The organism is Gordonia sp. JH63 (genome assembly GCF_009856645.1).
In the GTDB taxonomy this organism is placed as follows: domain Bacteria; phylum Actinomycetota; class Actinomycetes; order Mycobacteriales; family Mycobacteriaceae; genus Gordonia; species Gordonia hongkongensis.
Genome location: NZ_CP047235.1, coordinates 3,440,277 through 3,456,066, shown reverse-complemented (window position 1 = coordinate 3,456,066; position 15,790 = coordinate 3,440,277). Strand labels below are relative to the sequence as shown.

The following is a 15,790-nucleotide window of genomic DNA, read 5'->3' as shown; positions in this document are numbered from 1 at the left end:
CGATGACCGAGGCCGCCGGACCCGGTCCATACGCTGCCGATGCGCGGGAGCGATGTGTGCTGGTGTTGTCCGACTCGCTCGCGTACTACGGTCCGCAGGGCGGTCTGCCCGCGGATGACCCTCGGATCTGGCCGATGCTCGTGGGCGCTGCGACGCGTTCGGAGGTGCGGCTGTTCGGCCGGATCGGGTGGACGAGCCGGGACGTCTGGTGGGCCCTCACCCAGGACCCGAACATCTGGGCCACCGTGCCCCGCGCCGACGTCGTCGTGCTCGCATTCGGAGGGATGGACACTCTGCCCTCGCCGCTTCCGACGGCTTTCCGGGAGCAGATCCGCTACATCAGGCCAGACGGGTTGCGGCAACGAGTACGCGCGGCCTATGCGTGGATACAACCGCGGGGGTCGCACCTCGGATGGCCGCTCGCGCTGCCGCCGCACGTCACGATCGAGTACCTGGAGAAGATCCGCGCGGCGCTCGCCCAGTTGCGTCCGGACCTCCCGATTGTCGTGTGCCTGCCGCCCACCCACCGCAGTCCGTATTACGGCAACGTCCATGCCGGGCGGATCCCGACGACCGCGGCGATGTCGCGATGGGCGTCGAGCCACGGCCTACCGTGTGTCGACTTCTACCCGGTCACCCGGGACGCCTTCGACGACGACACCGCCGAGATGAATCCCGACGGAATCCACTGGGGTTTCTCGTGCCATCGGGGGATCGCCGACGTGGTCGCCCCGGTCGTCGACGCCGTCCGGCGGCGCGCGAATCGCGACGCCGGGGGCCCGACCCCGACGCCCGTGGAGGCCCGGCGCGTGAACCCGTTAACGTAGACGCGTGCCTGTCGTCGTCGTCACAGACTCCTCGTCCCGACTGCCGCGGTCGGTGACCGAGCACTACGGCATACGGCAGGTTCCACTGCACCTCGCCGTCGGCGACAAGGACTACCGCGAAGGTGTCGACGACATCCCGGCCGACATCGTGACGACACCGGGCGTGACCACCTCCGGGGCCAACCCCAACGACCTCTCCGAACACTTTGAGTCCGCGCTCGAGGCGAGTCAGGGTGCCGGCGTCGTCGCCGTCCACATGTCCCGTCGGTTGTCGGGGACCTGGAGTTCGGCGCGGATGGCCGCGGAGAAGTTTTCCGGGCAGGTTCGCGTCGTCGATTCCCGATCTGTCGGTCTCGCAGTCGGTTTCACCGCCGTCGCGGCCGCCCAGGCCGCTGCCGGGGGAGCCGACCGGGACCGCGTCTACGAGTCCGCCATCCGACAGGCAGCGACCGTCGACTCGCTGCTGTGTGTGCAGCAGCTCGACAATCTGCGCAACAGTGGCCGGATCAGCGCCGCGGGCAAACTCTTCGGATCAGCGCTGTCCATCAAACCGATCCTGCACATGGTCGACGGGACCCTGACGCTGAAGGAACGTCATCGCACGTTCTCCAAGGCGCTGGACAAGATGGTCGACGCCGCCGCCGACTCCGCGGGCGGGCGTGCGGTCACGGTCGGCATCCAGCACTGTCAGAGCCCGGACGTCGCCGAGGAACTGCGCGCGGCAGTCCACGCCAAGTTGCGGGTGGTGACCTCCGAGCTGACCGTCGATCTCGGTCCCATCCTCGGCACCCACGTCGGCCCCGGCGCGGTGGGCGTCGTGATCGCCGCGCACCTCGAACCGATCGAGGGTCTCGAGAAAGACTGACGGTCGGCGTCCCGCGTGGCCTAGAAGTTCGCGCAGAGTGCGAGTCGACGAGGGTCGCCGGAGGTCGCCTCATGCGATGCGCAACCCAGATTAACGCCGGTCCGCCGCCCCGATGACTCGGCCTCGGCGCCAGTCTGTCCAGCGGATTTCGCGTCGCTAAAGCGCTCGTGACGGCACTCGATAGTTGCCACCTTTACAATAAGCGCTGACAACGAATCCCACCCGTCGACTTCTTACGTGTGTCGAGAATCGTCGAGGCGCCCGTCTCGCGGAACTCATGCTGGCCGGCGCCCACCACGATGGGCACCGCGGCAACCTGCGCATGTATCGGACCTCGCAGATTGAGGTCGTCGAGAAGTGTGACAGCAGGTAACACTGGGCAAAATACACCCACTTCGTGCGAAGCAAGACGGCAGTGGCACGTCCTGTTACTCTATGGGTCCGAGGACGGAGGCCTGATCGTGGAGACCCCTGACGCTCGCAGCCGCGAGCTTGTTGTAGACAGTCTGAATTCGGAGAACGCCGCGGACGCGGAGAGGCTCCCAAATCGTGAAGAAGATTCGCGGCGTTGGCGGAAGCCGCAGTGGCGTGCGCGGCACGTGCGGATGGGCTGTTGACTGTTGTGAGCGTCTCGTCGAAGGGGCGAGCACTACGATCCGCGGACAATTCGGGGTTCGAACAACGACGTACCTGTCAGCCTCCGACGGTCAAACACGTCGTCTCCGGTAAGCGTCCGTGGATTCGGCCCCGCGTTAAGTTTGTCGGACGTCGAAGTGGAGGCTGCTGAAGTGGTCATAATCCTGGCCGATGGTGTGTCGTTCCGTCAGACGAACACCGGTCTTGTGATGCTCTTCAATAGGGTGACAGGCATCATGTACGAGCTCAACGAGACCGCCACCGAAATAGCCAAGTTGATCGCTGATGGTCCCATCTGTGAAGACGAGGTCGTTGATCGGATGTGTTCTTCTTTTGTCGGCAACTCAGGTGAGGTCGAACAAGAGACTCGCCGATTCTTGAACGATTTTCTCAAACTGGGCATCCTTACGCTAGCGACCGAGACACATGACGGTTCACGATCAACATCCCAGTGACTATCAGCACGCCCAGCCGGTACCAATTCTCGTACAGCTCGGCGTGACCTACCGATGCAACTTGACTTGCGAGCACTGTTACGCATTGGACCTTCGAGACCGCCGTGAGTTCTCGCTTAGTGAGTTGGAGCAATTAGCAGACGAACTCGTAGCGGTTGGATCGATGGCGCTGACTTACTCGCACGGTGAGAGCCTCATCCGCCGTGACTTCTTGGACATAGCTCAACTATTCGCGGACCGCGGGTTCCATCAGACACTCATGAACAATGGGTTCTATGTACGTGAGCCCTCTTTTGCGGCGTCGCTTGTGGCCGCCGGGATTAATAAGGCACTGGTGTCCCTCGACCACGCCGAACCCAACGTCCACAACCAGCATCGCGGGAACGCTCGCAGTTACGACGTCGCCATTAGAGCTGTGCGTCTTCTCAAGGACGCCGGCATCGCGAACGTCGGCTTCTCGGTCGCTATGGATGAATACAACTACGGCGCTCTGAAGGACATCGTTGAGTTGGCCATTGAGCTGGGAATGACCGATGTCAGCTTCATGCAGACTCGATATATGTCTGGGCATACGCTCGGCTCGCAGTTCTTGGGAGTCTACAAGTCCGTGTGCCGGCAAATTTATGAGTTGTCTCTGCAGTATCGAGGAGTCATTGATATCTATAGCCACGATCCGTTCATGCTGCACCTCATCGACGACCGACTCCGGGACGATCGAGCTGCGTATGAGTCTTTCGTGGGAGCCAACGTGTGCAACGTCGGCACGAGCATGGTCTCCATCGATCCGGTTGGGAACGTAACTGGCTGTAACTTTCTTCGTGAGTCCTTCGGCAACGTTCGCGACGAGCCGTTCCAGGGGATATGGGAGCGTCTTGTTAACCACTACCGGCCGGTGAAGCGCCCGGGGGCGGGGGCATGCCAGGGATGTGATCTTTCTTCTTCGTGCAGCACTGGATGTCTAGCCTTTCATCGTGCTGATGAGAACGTAGATGCTCGGTGCTCGACCTCGCGGTTCCCAGAAGTGTCAGCCTTCCCCATACCAGCTGACGGCGTTCCCATGCCTGCTGCCGGCAATGATGCCGAGGGTCGCGTCTTGCTCCCGTTGACGCCGAAGAGGATCTAGTGAAAGTCCTATTCGTCAGTGCACACGCGCCGTACGATCCTGGCAGCTATCTCATGCACCCCACACTCGCGTACGGGCACATGTCGACTACCCTCAAGGCAGCTGGTCACGAGGTGTGTCACGTTGATCTGCCGCTGATCGGCAACGAGATCGCGCCGCTGGCCAAAGTCCTCGATGACTTCACGCCCGAGCTAGTCGGGGTTTCGTGCGTGGCTCAGTCCTATCGCCAAGCGCTTGAGGTGACACGGGCGGTCAGAGACTGGGATCGACGTGTCCCGACCGTCTTGGGCGGGCCACACGTCACTTTCATTGACGATGAGTGCCTGAACCGGCACGAGTCAGTCGATTTCGTCCTTAGGTTCGATGCTGAGACTTCGATCGTCGATCTGGCTGATTCTCTGGCCGCCGAGCCCAGTGTCGGACGTCCGCGCTCAATACCAGGGCTCTCTATGCGAACTGATAGCGGAATCATTCGGACTGCTGCGGCTGCGCCGCTCATGAATCTCGACGCGCTCGGGCACCCTGACCGCTCAATCTTTGATCTTGCCACCTACTTGGACAACGACTACGAAACGGTCGTTGTGTCTGCCCGTGGGTGTCCTAGTCACTGCACCTTTTGCTCGACACAGGCAGCCGGGCGCACATATCGAGCACACAGTGTTCAGTATGTGATCGACGAGATCATTGCTGTTTTAGATGCTGGGTTCACCTCGATCTACTTCGGCGACGACACCATTGCTGGCGACCGAAGACGTCTATTGTCGATCTGTGAAGCGATCGAATCACGTCGCCTCCCGGTAGCCTGGACTTCCAACATCCGAGGCATGGATGTGGATGCAGAGCTGTTAGAGCGGATGCGTGCTGCTGGCGCCTATCGAGTGTTCACCGGCTTCGAAAGCGTCAACTATGACTCGTTGAAATTGATGGGCAAAGGTCGCGAACTGCAGCGGAGTCTCCAAGTGGCCCGGACAGTGCAAGCCGCTGGGCTCGAGCTACATGCCTCGTTCATTGTGGGTGCGCCGGGCGACACCCCACAAACAATTCGAGACACACTTGATTTCGTGCGCGAGATTAATCCGACTGTAGCGACATTCAATCCTTTCGAACCGCGTCCTGGCACGCCCATGTACGCGCATGCCAAAAAGTTTGGCATCATTATGGATGACCCTTACTGGTATGAAGACACGCGATGGCTGACCGAACCCGTCGCTTACACATCGACTATGTCCGCCGCCGATATCACAGCCGCGCTCTATGAGTGTTATACGGCGTTTTGCTCGACGGAGTTCGTCACATGAAACCAATCGACAACGGGTCGCGGCTAGTCTCGGCTGACAGCCACTTAGAGGTCCCTACCGCAACCTGGTGCCCGGACGATCTTATCGGTCCTCTTCGGCGATCCGTGGCCTCCGGAACGTTCGACAGCCGCGTTGCGCGCTCCTACTTGGGCGCAGTCGAGTGGCGTCCCGATGGCGAGTTGCCGGACTGGGAAGTCGAGGGAGACGGGCAATCTTTTAGCAGTGAAGATCGAGTCTCCGACATGAATCTCGATGGCGTGGCTGCCGAAGTGTTATACCCGGCACTGACGTTTGACCTGCTCGCCGCATCCACGATCGATCCAGGGCTAAGTGTCGACCTCGCATCGGTGTATAACAATTGGCTCAGTGGATATTGCAGCACGTTTGCGGACCGGCTGTGGGGGATGGCCGTCCTGCCGCACGCGAGTGCTGAACTAGCCGTCTCTGAGGCATCCAGGGCTGCTCGACTTGCAGGTATCCGCGGAATCTCTTTCCAACAATGGCCGGCGGGGGGTCCGTGGATCGGGCCCGAGGACGACGTGTTCTGGAGCTGGGCATCGGCGTCCGGCGTCCCGATCAGCTTTCACATCGGTGTCGGGGGTGGGCTCGGCGCGGAGCAGGGTTCGCGTGGCACGTCGACCGCATACCTCTTGGCGCCGTTTGCGGGACACACTGAGTACGTCGTCGCGCAGTTCATCGGAACAGGAGTTTTCGACCGTTTTCCCGAGCTAAGGATATCGGTGGGGGAGACTGGCGTTGGGTGGATTCCATTTTTCTGCGAGCAGATGGACCTCAATTACGAGCGATTGCGATGGAGTGGTGCCGTCCCGCAGTTGAAAAAACTGCCAAGCGAGTACGTAAGAGATCAGTTCTTGTTTGTGATCCAAGAGGACCGTTTCGGTTTGCGCACGGTCGATCATGGTCTGTTGAAGAACGTAATGTGGGGATCTGACTATCCGCACACTGTCAGTAATTGGCCGGCGTCGCGAAGCCTTATTGACGATCAGCTAGGCCCGGTGCCGCCCGAGATAGCAGAACGCATTCGTTCACGGAACGCAGATGAGTTTTACGGGAGCGTATGAAGGATACTAGGGTGCTAGAAGGGGAGCTTCGCCGAGAAATCGACGACAGGCTACATGCACTCGGTAAATTACCCGTGCCTGCGCCCGATCCCGTCATCGCCGCATTCAGCACGCTTTGTGTGGTGGACCGCTCCAATCCTGATCCGTCCTTGACCGCCTTCCTGTCTGCTGTCGGACGGTCGGGAAGGCAGGTTGAGCGCCTCTCTGTAATCGAGGCGGTAGACGCTCCGGGTCTGGTCATTGACCCCGTTCACTATCGGGCGGTAGACAGCATTGTTCCGGGCGGACTGAGTCTCGCGGCGAGTGCTGAGGCGCTTTCGCTGCATCAGGTCGGGTCTATTCGGCACCGTGTGACGAGTCGAACGGTCGCTTCTGCCGACCGGCTGATGAACACTGTCAATGCCCTCGCCGACCGGGCGTCCAGTGAACTCGCACTTGCCTACCTCTGCGACCAGCTGTCGGGGTCGCCGCAAAGATTGGGCGCTCTTGAGGGTGAGGAAGCTGAGGTTACGGTGTGGCCAGGCTACTTCGCACTAACGGAACAAGACACGTTAATTGATGTCGGAGCTGGCGATGGTGGCGCGTTAATGTCTCTCCGCTTTGCCGGCACCGAACCTTATCGCTACGTAGCATTCGAAGTCGATCCGACGCTGGCACGGATCCTCGAGGGTCGTATCGGTCGCGGTCAGCAGAAGGAAGGTGCCGTTCGAACGCTCCCGCTGTCGGACTCGCCTAGGGAACTTGACATGATCCTCATTCCGGGGACCGGCGCAAGCCACGTAAGGATCGATGAACCCGACCGCACGCTCGATTGGTCAGACTGTCACATGGTGCGCATGATGGCGCGCACACTCGATCAAGAGTTCACAAGTCCCGAGCAAGGGATGCTCTGCATCGACGCCGAGGGACACGACCTCGACATAATCGCGGGAGGTTCGGTATTACTTAGGACATCTCGCCTTATCGTCTGCGTAGCCGTGTACCACGAGGCGGATGACCTTTGCACGATCTACGAATCGCTGTCCGCATCCCTGACTGGATACTGCTATTTTCTGAGGCGATTGCAGAACAACAGCCTCTCAAGCGAGCAGAGTATGGCTAGCCTGTATCTCGACGTGCACCTCGTTGCGATTCCTACCGAGCGCTGCCTTGGGCACGACCAGCATATGAGTGACGGTTAGGCATGGTGGCGGTCGGCGGGCGTCTGCCCGTACTGACGGAGAAAGAACGCGCTCTTCTCGACGTCTTCCTACCTCTACTGCCCGACGAAATTATCGATGCGCACACTCACGGCAATTTGCGTGAGCACGTGGGCGTTATACCGCCACCGCTCGATGCTTTGCCGATGTCGACATTTGCTGCATACGACTTGAGCGATGCGAAGGCGATGCGCGGCCAATTGTGGCCAGGTAAACGTGTGAGTGCACTCCGTTTCGCCAATGCCTTCCGGGGTATTGACCACCGTGCCGCCAACAACTATCTCAGGCTCGCGGCGTCAACTTTCGATGATCATTTCGTGGCGTTCGGTATCTCGGACGACGCTACCTACACCGTCCGTCTACTACGCAGCGAAAGACCCACAGCCTGTAAAATGTATGCTCGATCAGTAGTACCGTTTCTCGTCACGATCGAGGACGTATTTCCGCCTCCGGTCTTGATGGAATGCTCACGTCTCGGAATACCGATTATTCTTCATTTACCAGCGTCACTCGAGGATTCTCGCGAAGGGCTCCTCGGAATCATCGAAAAATATCCCAACTTGAAGGTCGTGTTGGCGCATTGCGGACTTCCGCGGCCCGGTTACTGCAGTGACGTGGAAGTCCTCAGCGCATTATCGCATAGTGAGAATGTGGTGGTCGACACAGCCTTGGTGGTGGATTCATGGACTTTAAATACTGCATTTGAGACGTTTGGCTCAGAGCGGGTCATGTTCGGTAGTGACGAACCGCTAAGTCTGTTGCGCGTTCTTGAGTACCAGCATCCCGTCAAGGGGAAGCGGTGGGCCTCAACGACGCCGTATCACTGGCTAGACGCAACTGACTACGCCGAAGGGGATCTCGAGGATCGCGAGCTCCTACTTCATGTGCAGCAGATTATGACGATCGTCAATGTTGTCCGACAGCAGTGCAGCGACCCGCGAATCCTAGAACAACTCCTCCGCGGGGTCTTCCACGATAACGCGGCGCGCTTTTTCAGTGTCGAATGACACGTGAGCAACAATCACTAACTGCGGCGCGTAGTCGTAACTTCCGAACAGGCTGGGTGATACGAGGTGTCCGCCGGCCTGCGAGTTGGTCTGTCAAGCTAAGCGGATCGTGGAATACCGGCATAAATCGCGCAGACGTCGTACCGGCACACACAGCGCGATGGGAACACACTGCGACAACCCGTTCACAGAGCGGCACGTCGGCCCCCAGCGCGGAGGGCTCGCAGGTGCTGTAAGCCCCTCAGTCCGACCGAAGTATCCATCCACAAGCCGAGCTGACCGTCCACAGATCGCGGGCTCCGCGGCTCGCGTGCGGAGCAGCGGCGGCTGTGCCACCTAGCGTGTGGCGTCATGAGCGCATCAGGACGGCGGAACCCGCTGGACCGGCTGGCGCCGGTGGCCGATCTGCCGGGCCGACGGGACGGTACGGCAGGCATCGACCCCGAGTCGCCGCCGCTCGCGCCGGACACCGACGACCCGCTCGGCCCCGTCGAGGAACCCGAGCATCCCGGGTGGGGGATCGGCGGGATGCCGACGTGGCTCGACACGCCGGCGCGAACCCAGCGTCGACGGTCGGACGCCGGCGGCGGCGACAGTGTCGGCGGCGACGGTGCCGAGGATGACGATGACTCCGACGACGATCCCATCCCTCGGCGGCGCTTCGCGGCCGCGCCACCGGCAGCTCTCGCGCTGATCGCGGTCGGTGTCGTCGTCTGTGCCGTCGCGGCCTTCGGACTGTTCCGCGGGTCGGAGTCGGCGCCGGTCGTGGATTTCGGTGCGGTGGCCGGCACCTCGTCGATGTCGGACCCGTCGACGCCGCCGGCCGTGCCGACCGAATCGACCCCGGCGCAGATGGTGGTCAGTGTCGTCGGTTTGGTGCACGCGCCGGGTCTGGTGCAACTCACGCCCGGGGCGCGGGTCGCCGACGCGATCGACCGGGCGGGGGGCGCGCGCAAGAACGCGGATCTGCTGTCGCTGAACCTCGCGCAGGTCCTCCGGGACGGCGATCAGATCCTCGTCGGCTACGCGGGCGGGCAGGGCGAGATGTCGCTGCGCAGTGCCGTCGTCGGGGCCTCGGGCGCGCCACCCGCACCCGCGGGTGCGCCCCCGGCAGATGCAAGTGCTCCCGCCGGCGGTTCGGGTGGTCCGCCGGCCACCGGCGGACTCGTAAACCTCAACACCGCCACCGAGGCCGACCTCGACGAGTTGCCCGGGGTGGGGCCGGTGACCGCGAAGGCCATCCTGTCGTGGCGGGATCGCAACGGGCGCTTCAGCTCCGTGGACCAGCTGGCCGAGGTCGACGGGATCGGTCCGGCACGCCTGGCCAGACTGCGCGATCTCGTGACGGTCTGACGGGTGGACTACCGCCTGCTGGTACCGGCGGTGGCGGTGTGGTCGGTGACGGCGTTCGGGCTGGTGATGCCGCCCGGGTACACGCTCGGGCTGGCGATCTGTTCGGGCGCGGTGGCCTCGGTCGGCACGCTGGTCTGTGCCGGCGGCCGGTTCGGATGGGACGCGGTCGGTTTGATCATCGTCGTGGCCGGACTCGCCGCGGTGTGCGCGACTTCCTTGGCGATCCGGCAGGAGTTCCGCTCTGATCACCCGCTGGCCGCGTCGACCGGGAAGTCGACGGTCGTGCTGACCGTGCGTGGTGATCCGGTGGTCGTCGGGCCGTCGTCGGCCGGACGAGTCCGTATACGCGTCGACGTGGAACAGGTTGGTTCGCATCGTGTTCCGACCGCTTCTGCCGACGTGATGGGCGATCTCGGGGAGTGGTCCGGACTGTTGCCCGGGCAACGGGTGGTCACGGTCGCGCGGGTGCGGCCTCCGCCCGAACACTCGCTTCTGGTGGCGACCCTGACTGCGCAGCAGCCCTGGGTCGTCGGCTCGCCGCCCGCCCACCAGCAGGTGGCCGGTGCGATCCGGGAACGGTTGCAGGTGTTGGCCGCGCGGGCGCTCGACGAGGACGCGGCCGGACTCCTGCCCGGCCTCGTGCTCGGCGACGAGAGCTCCCTCGACGACGGCCTGCGGGACGATTTCCGCGACGCCGGCCTGAGCCATCTGACCGCGGTGAGCGGCAGCAATTTCGCAATCGTCTGCGGGGCAGCGCTTCTCGTGGTTCGCAGTATGGGTGTGCCACCGCGGGCGGCCGCGGTCGTCGGGCTGGTGGTGATCCTGGCATTCGTGGTGCTCGTCCGGCCGTCGCCGAGCGTGGTGCGTGCCGCGTTGATGGGAGCGGTGGGTGTGTTGGCGCTCTTCGCCTCTCGTCGGGCGCAGGCGTTCCCGGCGCTCGGTGCGGCGGTCGTCGGCGGACAACTGTGGTGGCCCGAGCTGGCGCTGCAACCGGGGTTCGCCTTGTCGGTGGCCGCCACCGCCGCCATCGTGCTGTGGGCTCCACGACTCCGTGACCGGTTGCGCGAGTGGCGTTGTCCGCCGGGTGTCGCCGAGGTGTTTGCGATGGCGGTCACCGCGCAGGTGGTGACGGCGCCGATCGTGGTCGTGGTGACCGGTACGTTCTCGGTGGTGGGGATCGTCGCGAATCTCCTGGTCGCCCCGGTGGTCGCGGTGATCAGCGTGGTCGGCACCCTCGCCGCACTCATCGGCGCGATCGGGCCGCCCGACGGCGTCGGCGCGCTCGTGGGTGAACTACTGGTGCGCGCACTCGCTCCGGAGCTGTGGTGGATGGTCACCTGTGCGCGCACCCTTGGTGGCGTGGGCTGGGCGAGTGTGGAGGTGCCCTCGCCGTTCGGATGAGGCTGCCCGCGGTCAGACCTCGCGATCGGCCAGTGCGCCTGCGGTGCGGTTCCACACCATGTAGCCGACGCCGACCGCGGCGAACCAGACCGCCCCGACGACGAGCGCGATCCGACCGTCGCGGTCGAAGAACAGCAGGACGAAGACGAGAGCGAGGAAGGCGAGTGCGAGCCAGGTGGTGACCGGGGCGCCGGGGACCCGGTAGTCCGAGCGCGGCAGTTCACCGCGCGCGACCTTCCGGCGGTAGGCCATCTGGCACAGCAGGATCGTCGACCAGATGACGATGATCCCGACCGTCGACACCGCGGTGATGTAGGCGAAGGCGTGTGCGGGATCGATGACGTTCACCACCACGCCGATCGCCATGACGGCGGCACTCAGCGTGATGCCGACGGCCGGGACCTTGCGGTTCGAGAGTCGGGTCAGCTGCCGCGGGGCGTCGCCGGTGTGGGCGAGGGAGCGCAGCATGCGCCCGGTCGAGTAGATGCCCGAGTTGCACGACGAGAGGGCAGCGGTGAGCAAGATGAAGTTGACGATGCCCGCGGCGCCGGGGATGCCGATGTAGGAGAAGACCGAGACGAAGGGGCTCTCGCCGGCCTTGAAGTCCGTCCAGCTGCGGACTGAGAGGATCACCAGCAGCGAGCCGACATAGAAGATCCCGATGCGGAACGGAACGGTGTTGATCGCCTTGCGCAGCGTGACGCGCGGGTTCTGTGCCTCTCCCGCGGTCACGCCGACGAGCTCGACGCCGACATAGGCGAACATGACGATCTGCAGGCTCAGCATCGCGTTGCTGAAGCCGGTCGCGAAGAAGCCGCCGTCGTTCCACAGGTTCGTCACCGACGGACCGGTCTCGGGCCCCAGCCCGGCGATCGGGAGCAGCACACCGATGCCGACGATTATCATGCCGAGGATGGCGGTGACCTTGATGGCGGAGAACCAGAACTCCGCGCGTCCGAACACCCCGACGGAGATCAGGTTCGCGCCGAACAGCACGATGAGCGCGATGAGGGCGGTGACCCACACCGGCACCGAGGGCCACCAGTAGTTGATGTACTTGCCCGCCACGGTGATCTCGGCCATGCACGTCGTCGTCCACACGGCCCAATAGGTCCACCCCTGGCTGAAACCGGCGAACCGTCCGAGGAACTCGTCGGCGTACTCGCTGATGCCGCCGGAGATCGGCCGGTAGATGAGGAGTTCGCCGAGAGCGCGCATGACGATGAAGATCGCGAGGCCGGCGAGCGCGTACGCCAGGATGAGTGCCGGTCCCGCCTTCTCGATCGCGCCACCCGCGCCGTAGAAGAGGCCGGTGCCGATCGCGCCGCCGATGGCGATCATCTGCACGGTGCGGGCGGTGAGCCCGCGTTGGTATCCCTCGTCGGTGTCGGCACCCGTGTCGGTGCCGGGATGCTCGACAGTCACGCGGGCAACTCCTCCGAATGTCGGTGGGCCGATGGCAGAAGCTCACCGTAACGGCCCGCGATCCACCGGATTCACATGCCCACAGGACCCGTCCACTTTGTCGTATTCGGTTGGCCGGGCGGCGGTCCGGTGATCGTGTCGGCGCCGTCTGGCACCATTGTCGCCGTGACCGATCGCCTGCACCTGCTGCTCGGAGACGACGACTTCCTCACCGGCCGGGTGATCTCGGCCGTGGTCGACGCCGCGTCGAAAGCGGCAGGTACCCCGGTGCCGGTGACCCGGGTACGTGCCGGCGACGTGAGCGAACACGAACTCGCAGAGTTGCTCAGTCCGTCGCTGTTCGCCGAAGAGCGGATCGTCGTCGTCGAGGCCGCCGCCGACGCGGGCAAGGAGCCGGCCGCGCTCATCGCCGCGACCGCGTCGTCGCTGCCCGAGGGCATCACGCTGATGGTGATCCATCACGGCGGGGGCCGGGCGAAGTCGATGGTCCCCGCGTTGAAGAAGGCCGGGGCCGTCGAGCACGAGACGACCGCCCCGAAGTGGCCGTCGGAGCGAATGACTTTCGTGCGCAACGAGTTCCGTTCGCTGGGCGTAAAGGTCGGCGCCGATGTCGTCGAGCAGGTGGTCGAGGGCGTCGGATCGGAACTGCGCGAGCTGGCCGCCGCGTGCGCGCAACTCGTGGCCGACACCGGCGGCAAGGTCGACCGCGACACCGTGCGCCTGTACTACCAGGGCCGTCCCGAGGTGACCGGATTCGAGGTGGCCGACCGGGCGGTGACGGGCGACCGTGCCGGCGCGCTGGAATCCCTGGCCTGGGCGCTGCACCACGGCGTGCCGCGGGTGCTGCTTGCCGACGCCCTCGCCGAGGCCGTCCACGCCATCGCTCGCATCCGACCCATGGGGTCGATCAACCACTTCGATGCGGCCCGCGAACTCGGCATGCCGCCCAACCGGGTCAAGAACGTGCAGGCGAAGGCCAAGGCGTGGGACGCGGAGTCGATCGCGCGGGCGGTCGGCGTGGTCGCGGCGCTCAACGCGGATGTGAAGGGGCAGGCCGCCGACCCCGATTACAGCCTCACCCACGCCGTCGCCACGGTCGCCGACCTCCGGCCGGACGGGCGTCGGCGGAGCTGACGCCACGCGGCCGGTCTTGAGTCGGCCGTCGGACGGGAGTGGCTTCGACTCGGCGCCTCGCTCCGCTCGGGGCCGGCTCAACCAGCGGTGGGGGCGGCTCCGCTCGGGGCCGGCTCAACCAGCGGTAGGGCGCCAGACAGAAACGTCGATCACCCCGGCAACCGCGTGGATGCTGCCGGGGTGATCGAGGTATGGAGATGTGGCGACGGATCAACCGTCGGACCGACCGGGGTCGGCGTCAGATCAGAGCTTGTTGACCGCGAGAGCGATAGCCGACTTCTTGTTGGCGGCCTGGTTGGCGTGGATGACGCCCTTGCTGGCAGCCTTGTCGAGCTTGCGGCTGGCGGTCTGGCCGAGCTCGGCGGCCTTCGCCTTGTCGCCGGACTCGACAGCCTCACGGAAGCTGCGGATCGCGGTACGAAGGGCCGACTTCACCGACTGGTTGCGCTGGCGGTTCGCTTCGTTGGTGCGATTGCGCTTGATCTGAGACTTGATGTTTGCCACGCGTGTTACCTCTGTCGTTGCTGGTGGATATGTCTGTCTGTTCGGGTCGGGCGGTCGGCCCTGGGGGCTGAACTCGCACCGGGCGGTGTCGGCGCGTGAAGCATCTCCACGGCGTCACCGCAACAGCGCACAACATTACCAGCCGGGGTCAGCCCGCCAAAATCCATGCGTCGGGAACGGCGGGCCGCCGCGTCGGCCAATAAGAATCATCGTGAACTTATGTCTACGGTGGACCCATCATGTCCGTCGTTTACGTACACATCGGCCTTCCCAAGACCGGGACCACACACCTCCAGGATCGCCTCTGGCGAAACCGCGACCTGGCCTTGCAGTCCTCCGGGCTGCTGTACCCGGGCAACGTGATCTCCGATCACTTCCATGCCGCGGTGCACCTGCAGCCGGAGCGATACCTCGACTGGGTCGATCCCGCCTTCGCCGGCACCTGGCCGACGCTCCTCGGACAGATCCGGGCCTGGCCGCAGATCTCGTTGCTGTCGCACGAGCTGTACAGCACCGCGACCGTCGACCAGATCGAACGGTTGATGGCCGACCTGTCCTTCGCCGACGAGGTCCACGTGATCGCGACCGTCCGCGACCTCGGCCGCCAGCTCCCGTCCGTGTGGCAGGAGAACGTGAAGAACCAGCGCCGGGCGTCGTTCGACGAGTTCGTGGATTCGGTGGCCTTCGCTTCCGAGGGGCGCCGGACCGGCGGTCCCGTAGTCGTCAGCACCCCCGCTGACGATGCCCCGGCCGACGAGGTCGACGAGGAGCCGTTCTGGGAGTTCCAGGACTACGTCGGCATCCTGGAACGCTGGTCGCGTGTCGTCGGACCCGAGCGTGTCCACATCGTCACGGTGCCGCCCCGCGGGGCGGCGTCGGGCGACACGCTCTGGGATCGGTTCCTGCGCGTGATGAACATCGATCCGGTCCCGCTGCGGATCCCGGTCCCCAGCCTGAACAGCTCGCTGTCCGCGCCGCAGGCCGAGTTCCTGCGCGGCCTCAACCGCCGCCTGCAGCCGGACGCCATTGAGTGGCGCCGATACGAGCGGATCATCAAGGGGCAGGTGATCGGGGAGATCCTGTTCGAGGCACCGTCCGGCCCGCCGCAGGGACTCTCGGACAAGAGCCGGGAGTGGGCGGCGGGGGAGTCCCGGCGGATGGTCGCGGCGGTCCGCGACGCCGGCTACGACGTCGTCGGTGACCTCGACGATCTGGTGGTGTCGCCCGAACACGACGCCGGCGACGTGCCGCCGCCGTCGGACGGCGAGGTGCTCGACGTCGCGCTCGACACGATCGCGGCGATGGTGCTCGCGGCGCCCTTGCCCAAGGTCGGACCCCGTGCGCGGACGCGGGCGGCGAATGTGGTGCGCAGGGTCAAGCGGCGGGTGATCGCCGCGCGCCGATCATCCTGATCGGTGGCCCCGGAACGGCGGTGCGGCTTCGTCGATGACACGGCCGGTCGACGTCCTGCCAATTTCGGC

The 15,790-nt window shown here is 64.3% G+C and carries 14 protein-coding genes; 12 read left to right on the top strand and 2 right to left on the bottom strand.

The annotated features are described in order from the left end of the window. Nucleotides 1–2 precede the first annotated feature (2 nt). The 10 genes from octT (at nucleotide 3) to GR168_RS15350 (ending at nucleotide 11,246) form a co-directional block, all read left to right on the top strand. On the top strand, nucleotides 3–827 hold the full coding sequence (gene octT / locus GR168_RS15395; protein WP_159371131.1) for a diglucosylglycerate octanoyltransferase: 825 nt from the start codon (nucleotides 3–5) through the stop codon (nucleotides 825–827). A gap of 4 nt (nucleotides 828–831) precedes the next feature. Continuing rightward, nucleotides 832–1,692 (top strand): DegV family protein, encoded by an 861-nt coding sequence (locus tag GR168_RS15390; RefSeq protein ID WP_159371130.1) that lies wholly within the window; start codon nucleotides 832–834, stop codon nucleotides 1,690–1,692. A gap of 773 nt (nucleotides 1,693–2,465) precedes the next feature. After that, nucleotides 2,466–2,783 (top strand): PqqD family protein, encoded by a 318-nt coding sequence (locus GR168_RS15385; protein ID WP_159371129.1) that lies wholly within the window; start codon nucleotides 2,466–2,468, stop codon nucleotides 2,781–2,783. Next, nucleotides 2,755–3,906, top strand: coding sequence for a radical SAM protein (locus GR168_RS15380; protein WP_159371128.1), 1,152 nt, complete (start codon nucleotides 2,755–2,757; stop codon nucleotides 3,904–3,906). Before GR168_RS15385 ends, GR168_RS15380 begins: the two co-directional genes overlap by 29 nt. Before the next feature lie 53 nt (nucleotides 3,907–3,959). Continuing rightward, entirely contained in the window at nucleotides 3,960–5,204 is a 1,245-nt protein-coding gene (locus GR168_RS15375) for a radical SAM protein (RefSeq protein ID WP_343213064.1), read from the top strand. A gap of 104 nt (nucleotides 5,205–5,308) precedes the next feature. Beyond that, nucleotides 5,309–6,286 carry an amidohydrolase family protein gene (locus tag GR168_RS15370; protein ID WP_159371126.1) on the top strand — a complete coding sequence of 326 codons (978 nt, stop codon included), beginning with the start codon at nucleotides 5,309–5,311 and terminating at the stop codon, nucleotides 6,284–6,286. A gap of 74 nt (nucleotides 6,287–6,360) precedes the next feature. Then, on the top strand, nucleotides 6,361–7,467 hold the full coding sequence (locus GR168_RS15365; protein ID WP_159371125.1) for an FkbM family methyltransferase: 1,107 nt from the start codon (nucleotides 6,361–6,363) through the stop codon (nucleotides 7,465–7,467). Between the two features lie 2 nt (nucleotides 7,468–7,469). After that, the gene (locus GR168_RS15360) at nucleotides 7,470–8,492 is read left to right on the top strand and encodes an amidohydrolase family protein (protein ID WP_159371124.1); all 1,023 of its coding nucleotides are present in this window, start codon (nucleotides 7,470–7,472) and stop codon (nucleotides 8,490–8,492) included. Nucleotides 8,493–8,843: 351 nt separating this feature from the next. Continuing rightward, a complete protein-coding gene (locus GR168_RS15355) occupies nucleotides 8,844–9,845 on the top strand; it encodes a ComEA family DNA-binding protein (RefSeq protein WP_159371123.1) in 1,002 nt (333 codons plus the stop codon). Nucleotides 9,846–9,848: 3 nt separating this feature from the next. Continuing rightward, entirely contained in the window at nucleotides 9,849–11,246 is a 1,398-nt protein-coding gene (locus GR168_RS15350) for a ComEC/Rec2 family competence protein (RefSeq protein WP_159371122.1), read from the top strand. A gap of 12 nt (nucleotides 11,247–11,258) precedes the next feature. Here GR168_RS15350 and GR168_RS15345 read toward each other — a convergent pair whose 3' ends face one another. Next, entirely contained in the window at nucleotides 11,259–12,671 is a 1,413-nt protein-coding gene (locus GR168_RS15345; RefSeq protein ID WP_058252099.1) for an amino acid permease, read from the bottom strand. Nucleotides 12,672–12,836: 165 nt separating this feature from the next. On the opposite strand from GR168_RS15345, the gene holA reads away from it, so the two are divergent. Continuing rightward, on the top strand, nucleotides 12,837–13,805 hold the full coding sequence (gene holA, locus GR168_RS15340) for a DNA polymerase III subunit delta (RefSeq protein WP_068970238.1): 969 nt from the start codon (nucleotides 12,837–12,839) through the stop codon (nucleotides 13,803–13,805). Between the two features lie 243 nt (nucleotides 13,806–14,048). Here holA and rpsT read toward each other — a convergent pair whose 3' ends face one another. Beyond that, complete coding sequence (rpsT, locus tag GR168_RS15335; protein WP_004023072.1) at nucleotides 14,049–14,309, bottom strand: 30S ribosomal protein S20; 261 nt, start codon at nucleotides 14,307–14,309, stop codon at nucleotides 14,049–14,051. Between the two features lie 239 nt (nucleotides 14,310–14,548). On the opposite strand from rpsT, the gene GR168_RS15330 reads away from it, so the two are divergent. Next, nucleotides 14,549–15,721, top strand: a complete 1,173-nt coding sequence (locus GR168_RS15330; RefSeq protein WP_137810294.1) for a sulfotransferase family protein — start codon at nucleotides 14,549–14,551, stop codon at nucleotides 15,719–15,721. Nucleotides 15,722–15,790 lie beyond the last annotated feature (69 nt).

Excerpts from the sequence above, each read along its gene's own strand:
- GR168_RS15355 (WP_159371123.1), top strand. The coding sequence starts at position 8,844 with ATGAGCGCATCAGGACGGCGGAACCCGCTGGACCGGCTGGCGCCGGTG.
- GR168_RS15360 (WP_159371124.1), top strand. The coding sequence starts at position 7,470 with ATGGTGGCGGTCGGCGGGCGTCTGCCCGTACTGACGGAGAAAGAACGC.
- GR168_RS15375 (WP_343213064.1), top strand. The coding sequence starts at position 3,960 with ATGCACCCCACACTCGCGTACGGGCACATGTCGACTACCCTCAAGGCA.
- octT (WP_159371131.1), top strand. The coding sequence starts at position 3 with ATGACCGAGGCCGCCGGACCCGGTCCATACGCTGCCGATGCGCGGGAG.
- GR168_RS15380 (WP_159371128.1), top strand. The coding sequence starts at position 2,755 with ATGACGGTTCACGATCAACATCCCAGTGACTATCAGCACGCCCAGCCG.
- GR168_RS15330 (WP_137810294.1), top strand. The coding sequence starts at position 14,549 with ATGTCCGTCGTTTACGTACACATCGGCCTTCCCAAGACCGGGACCACA.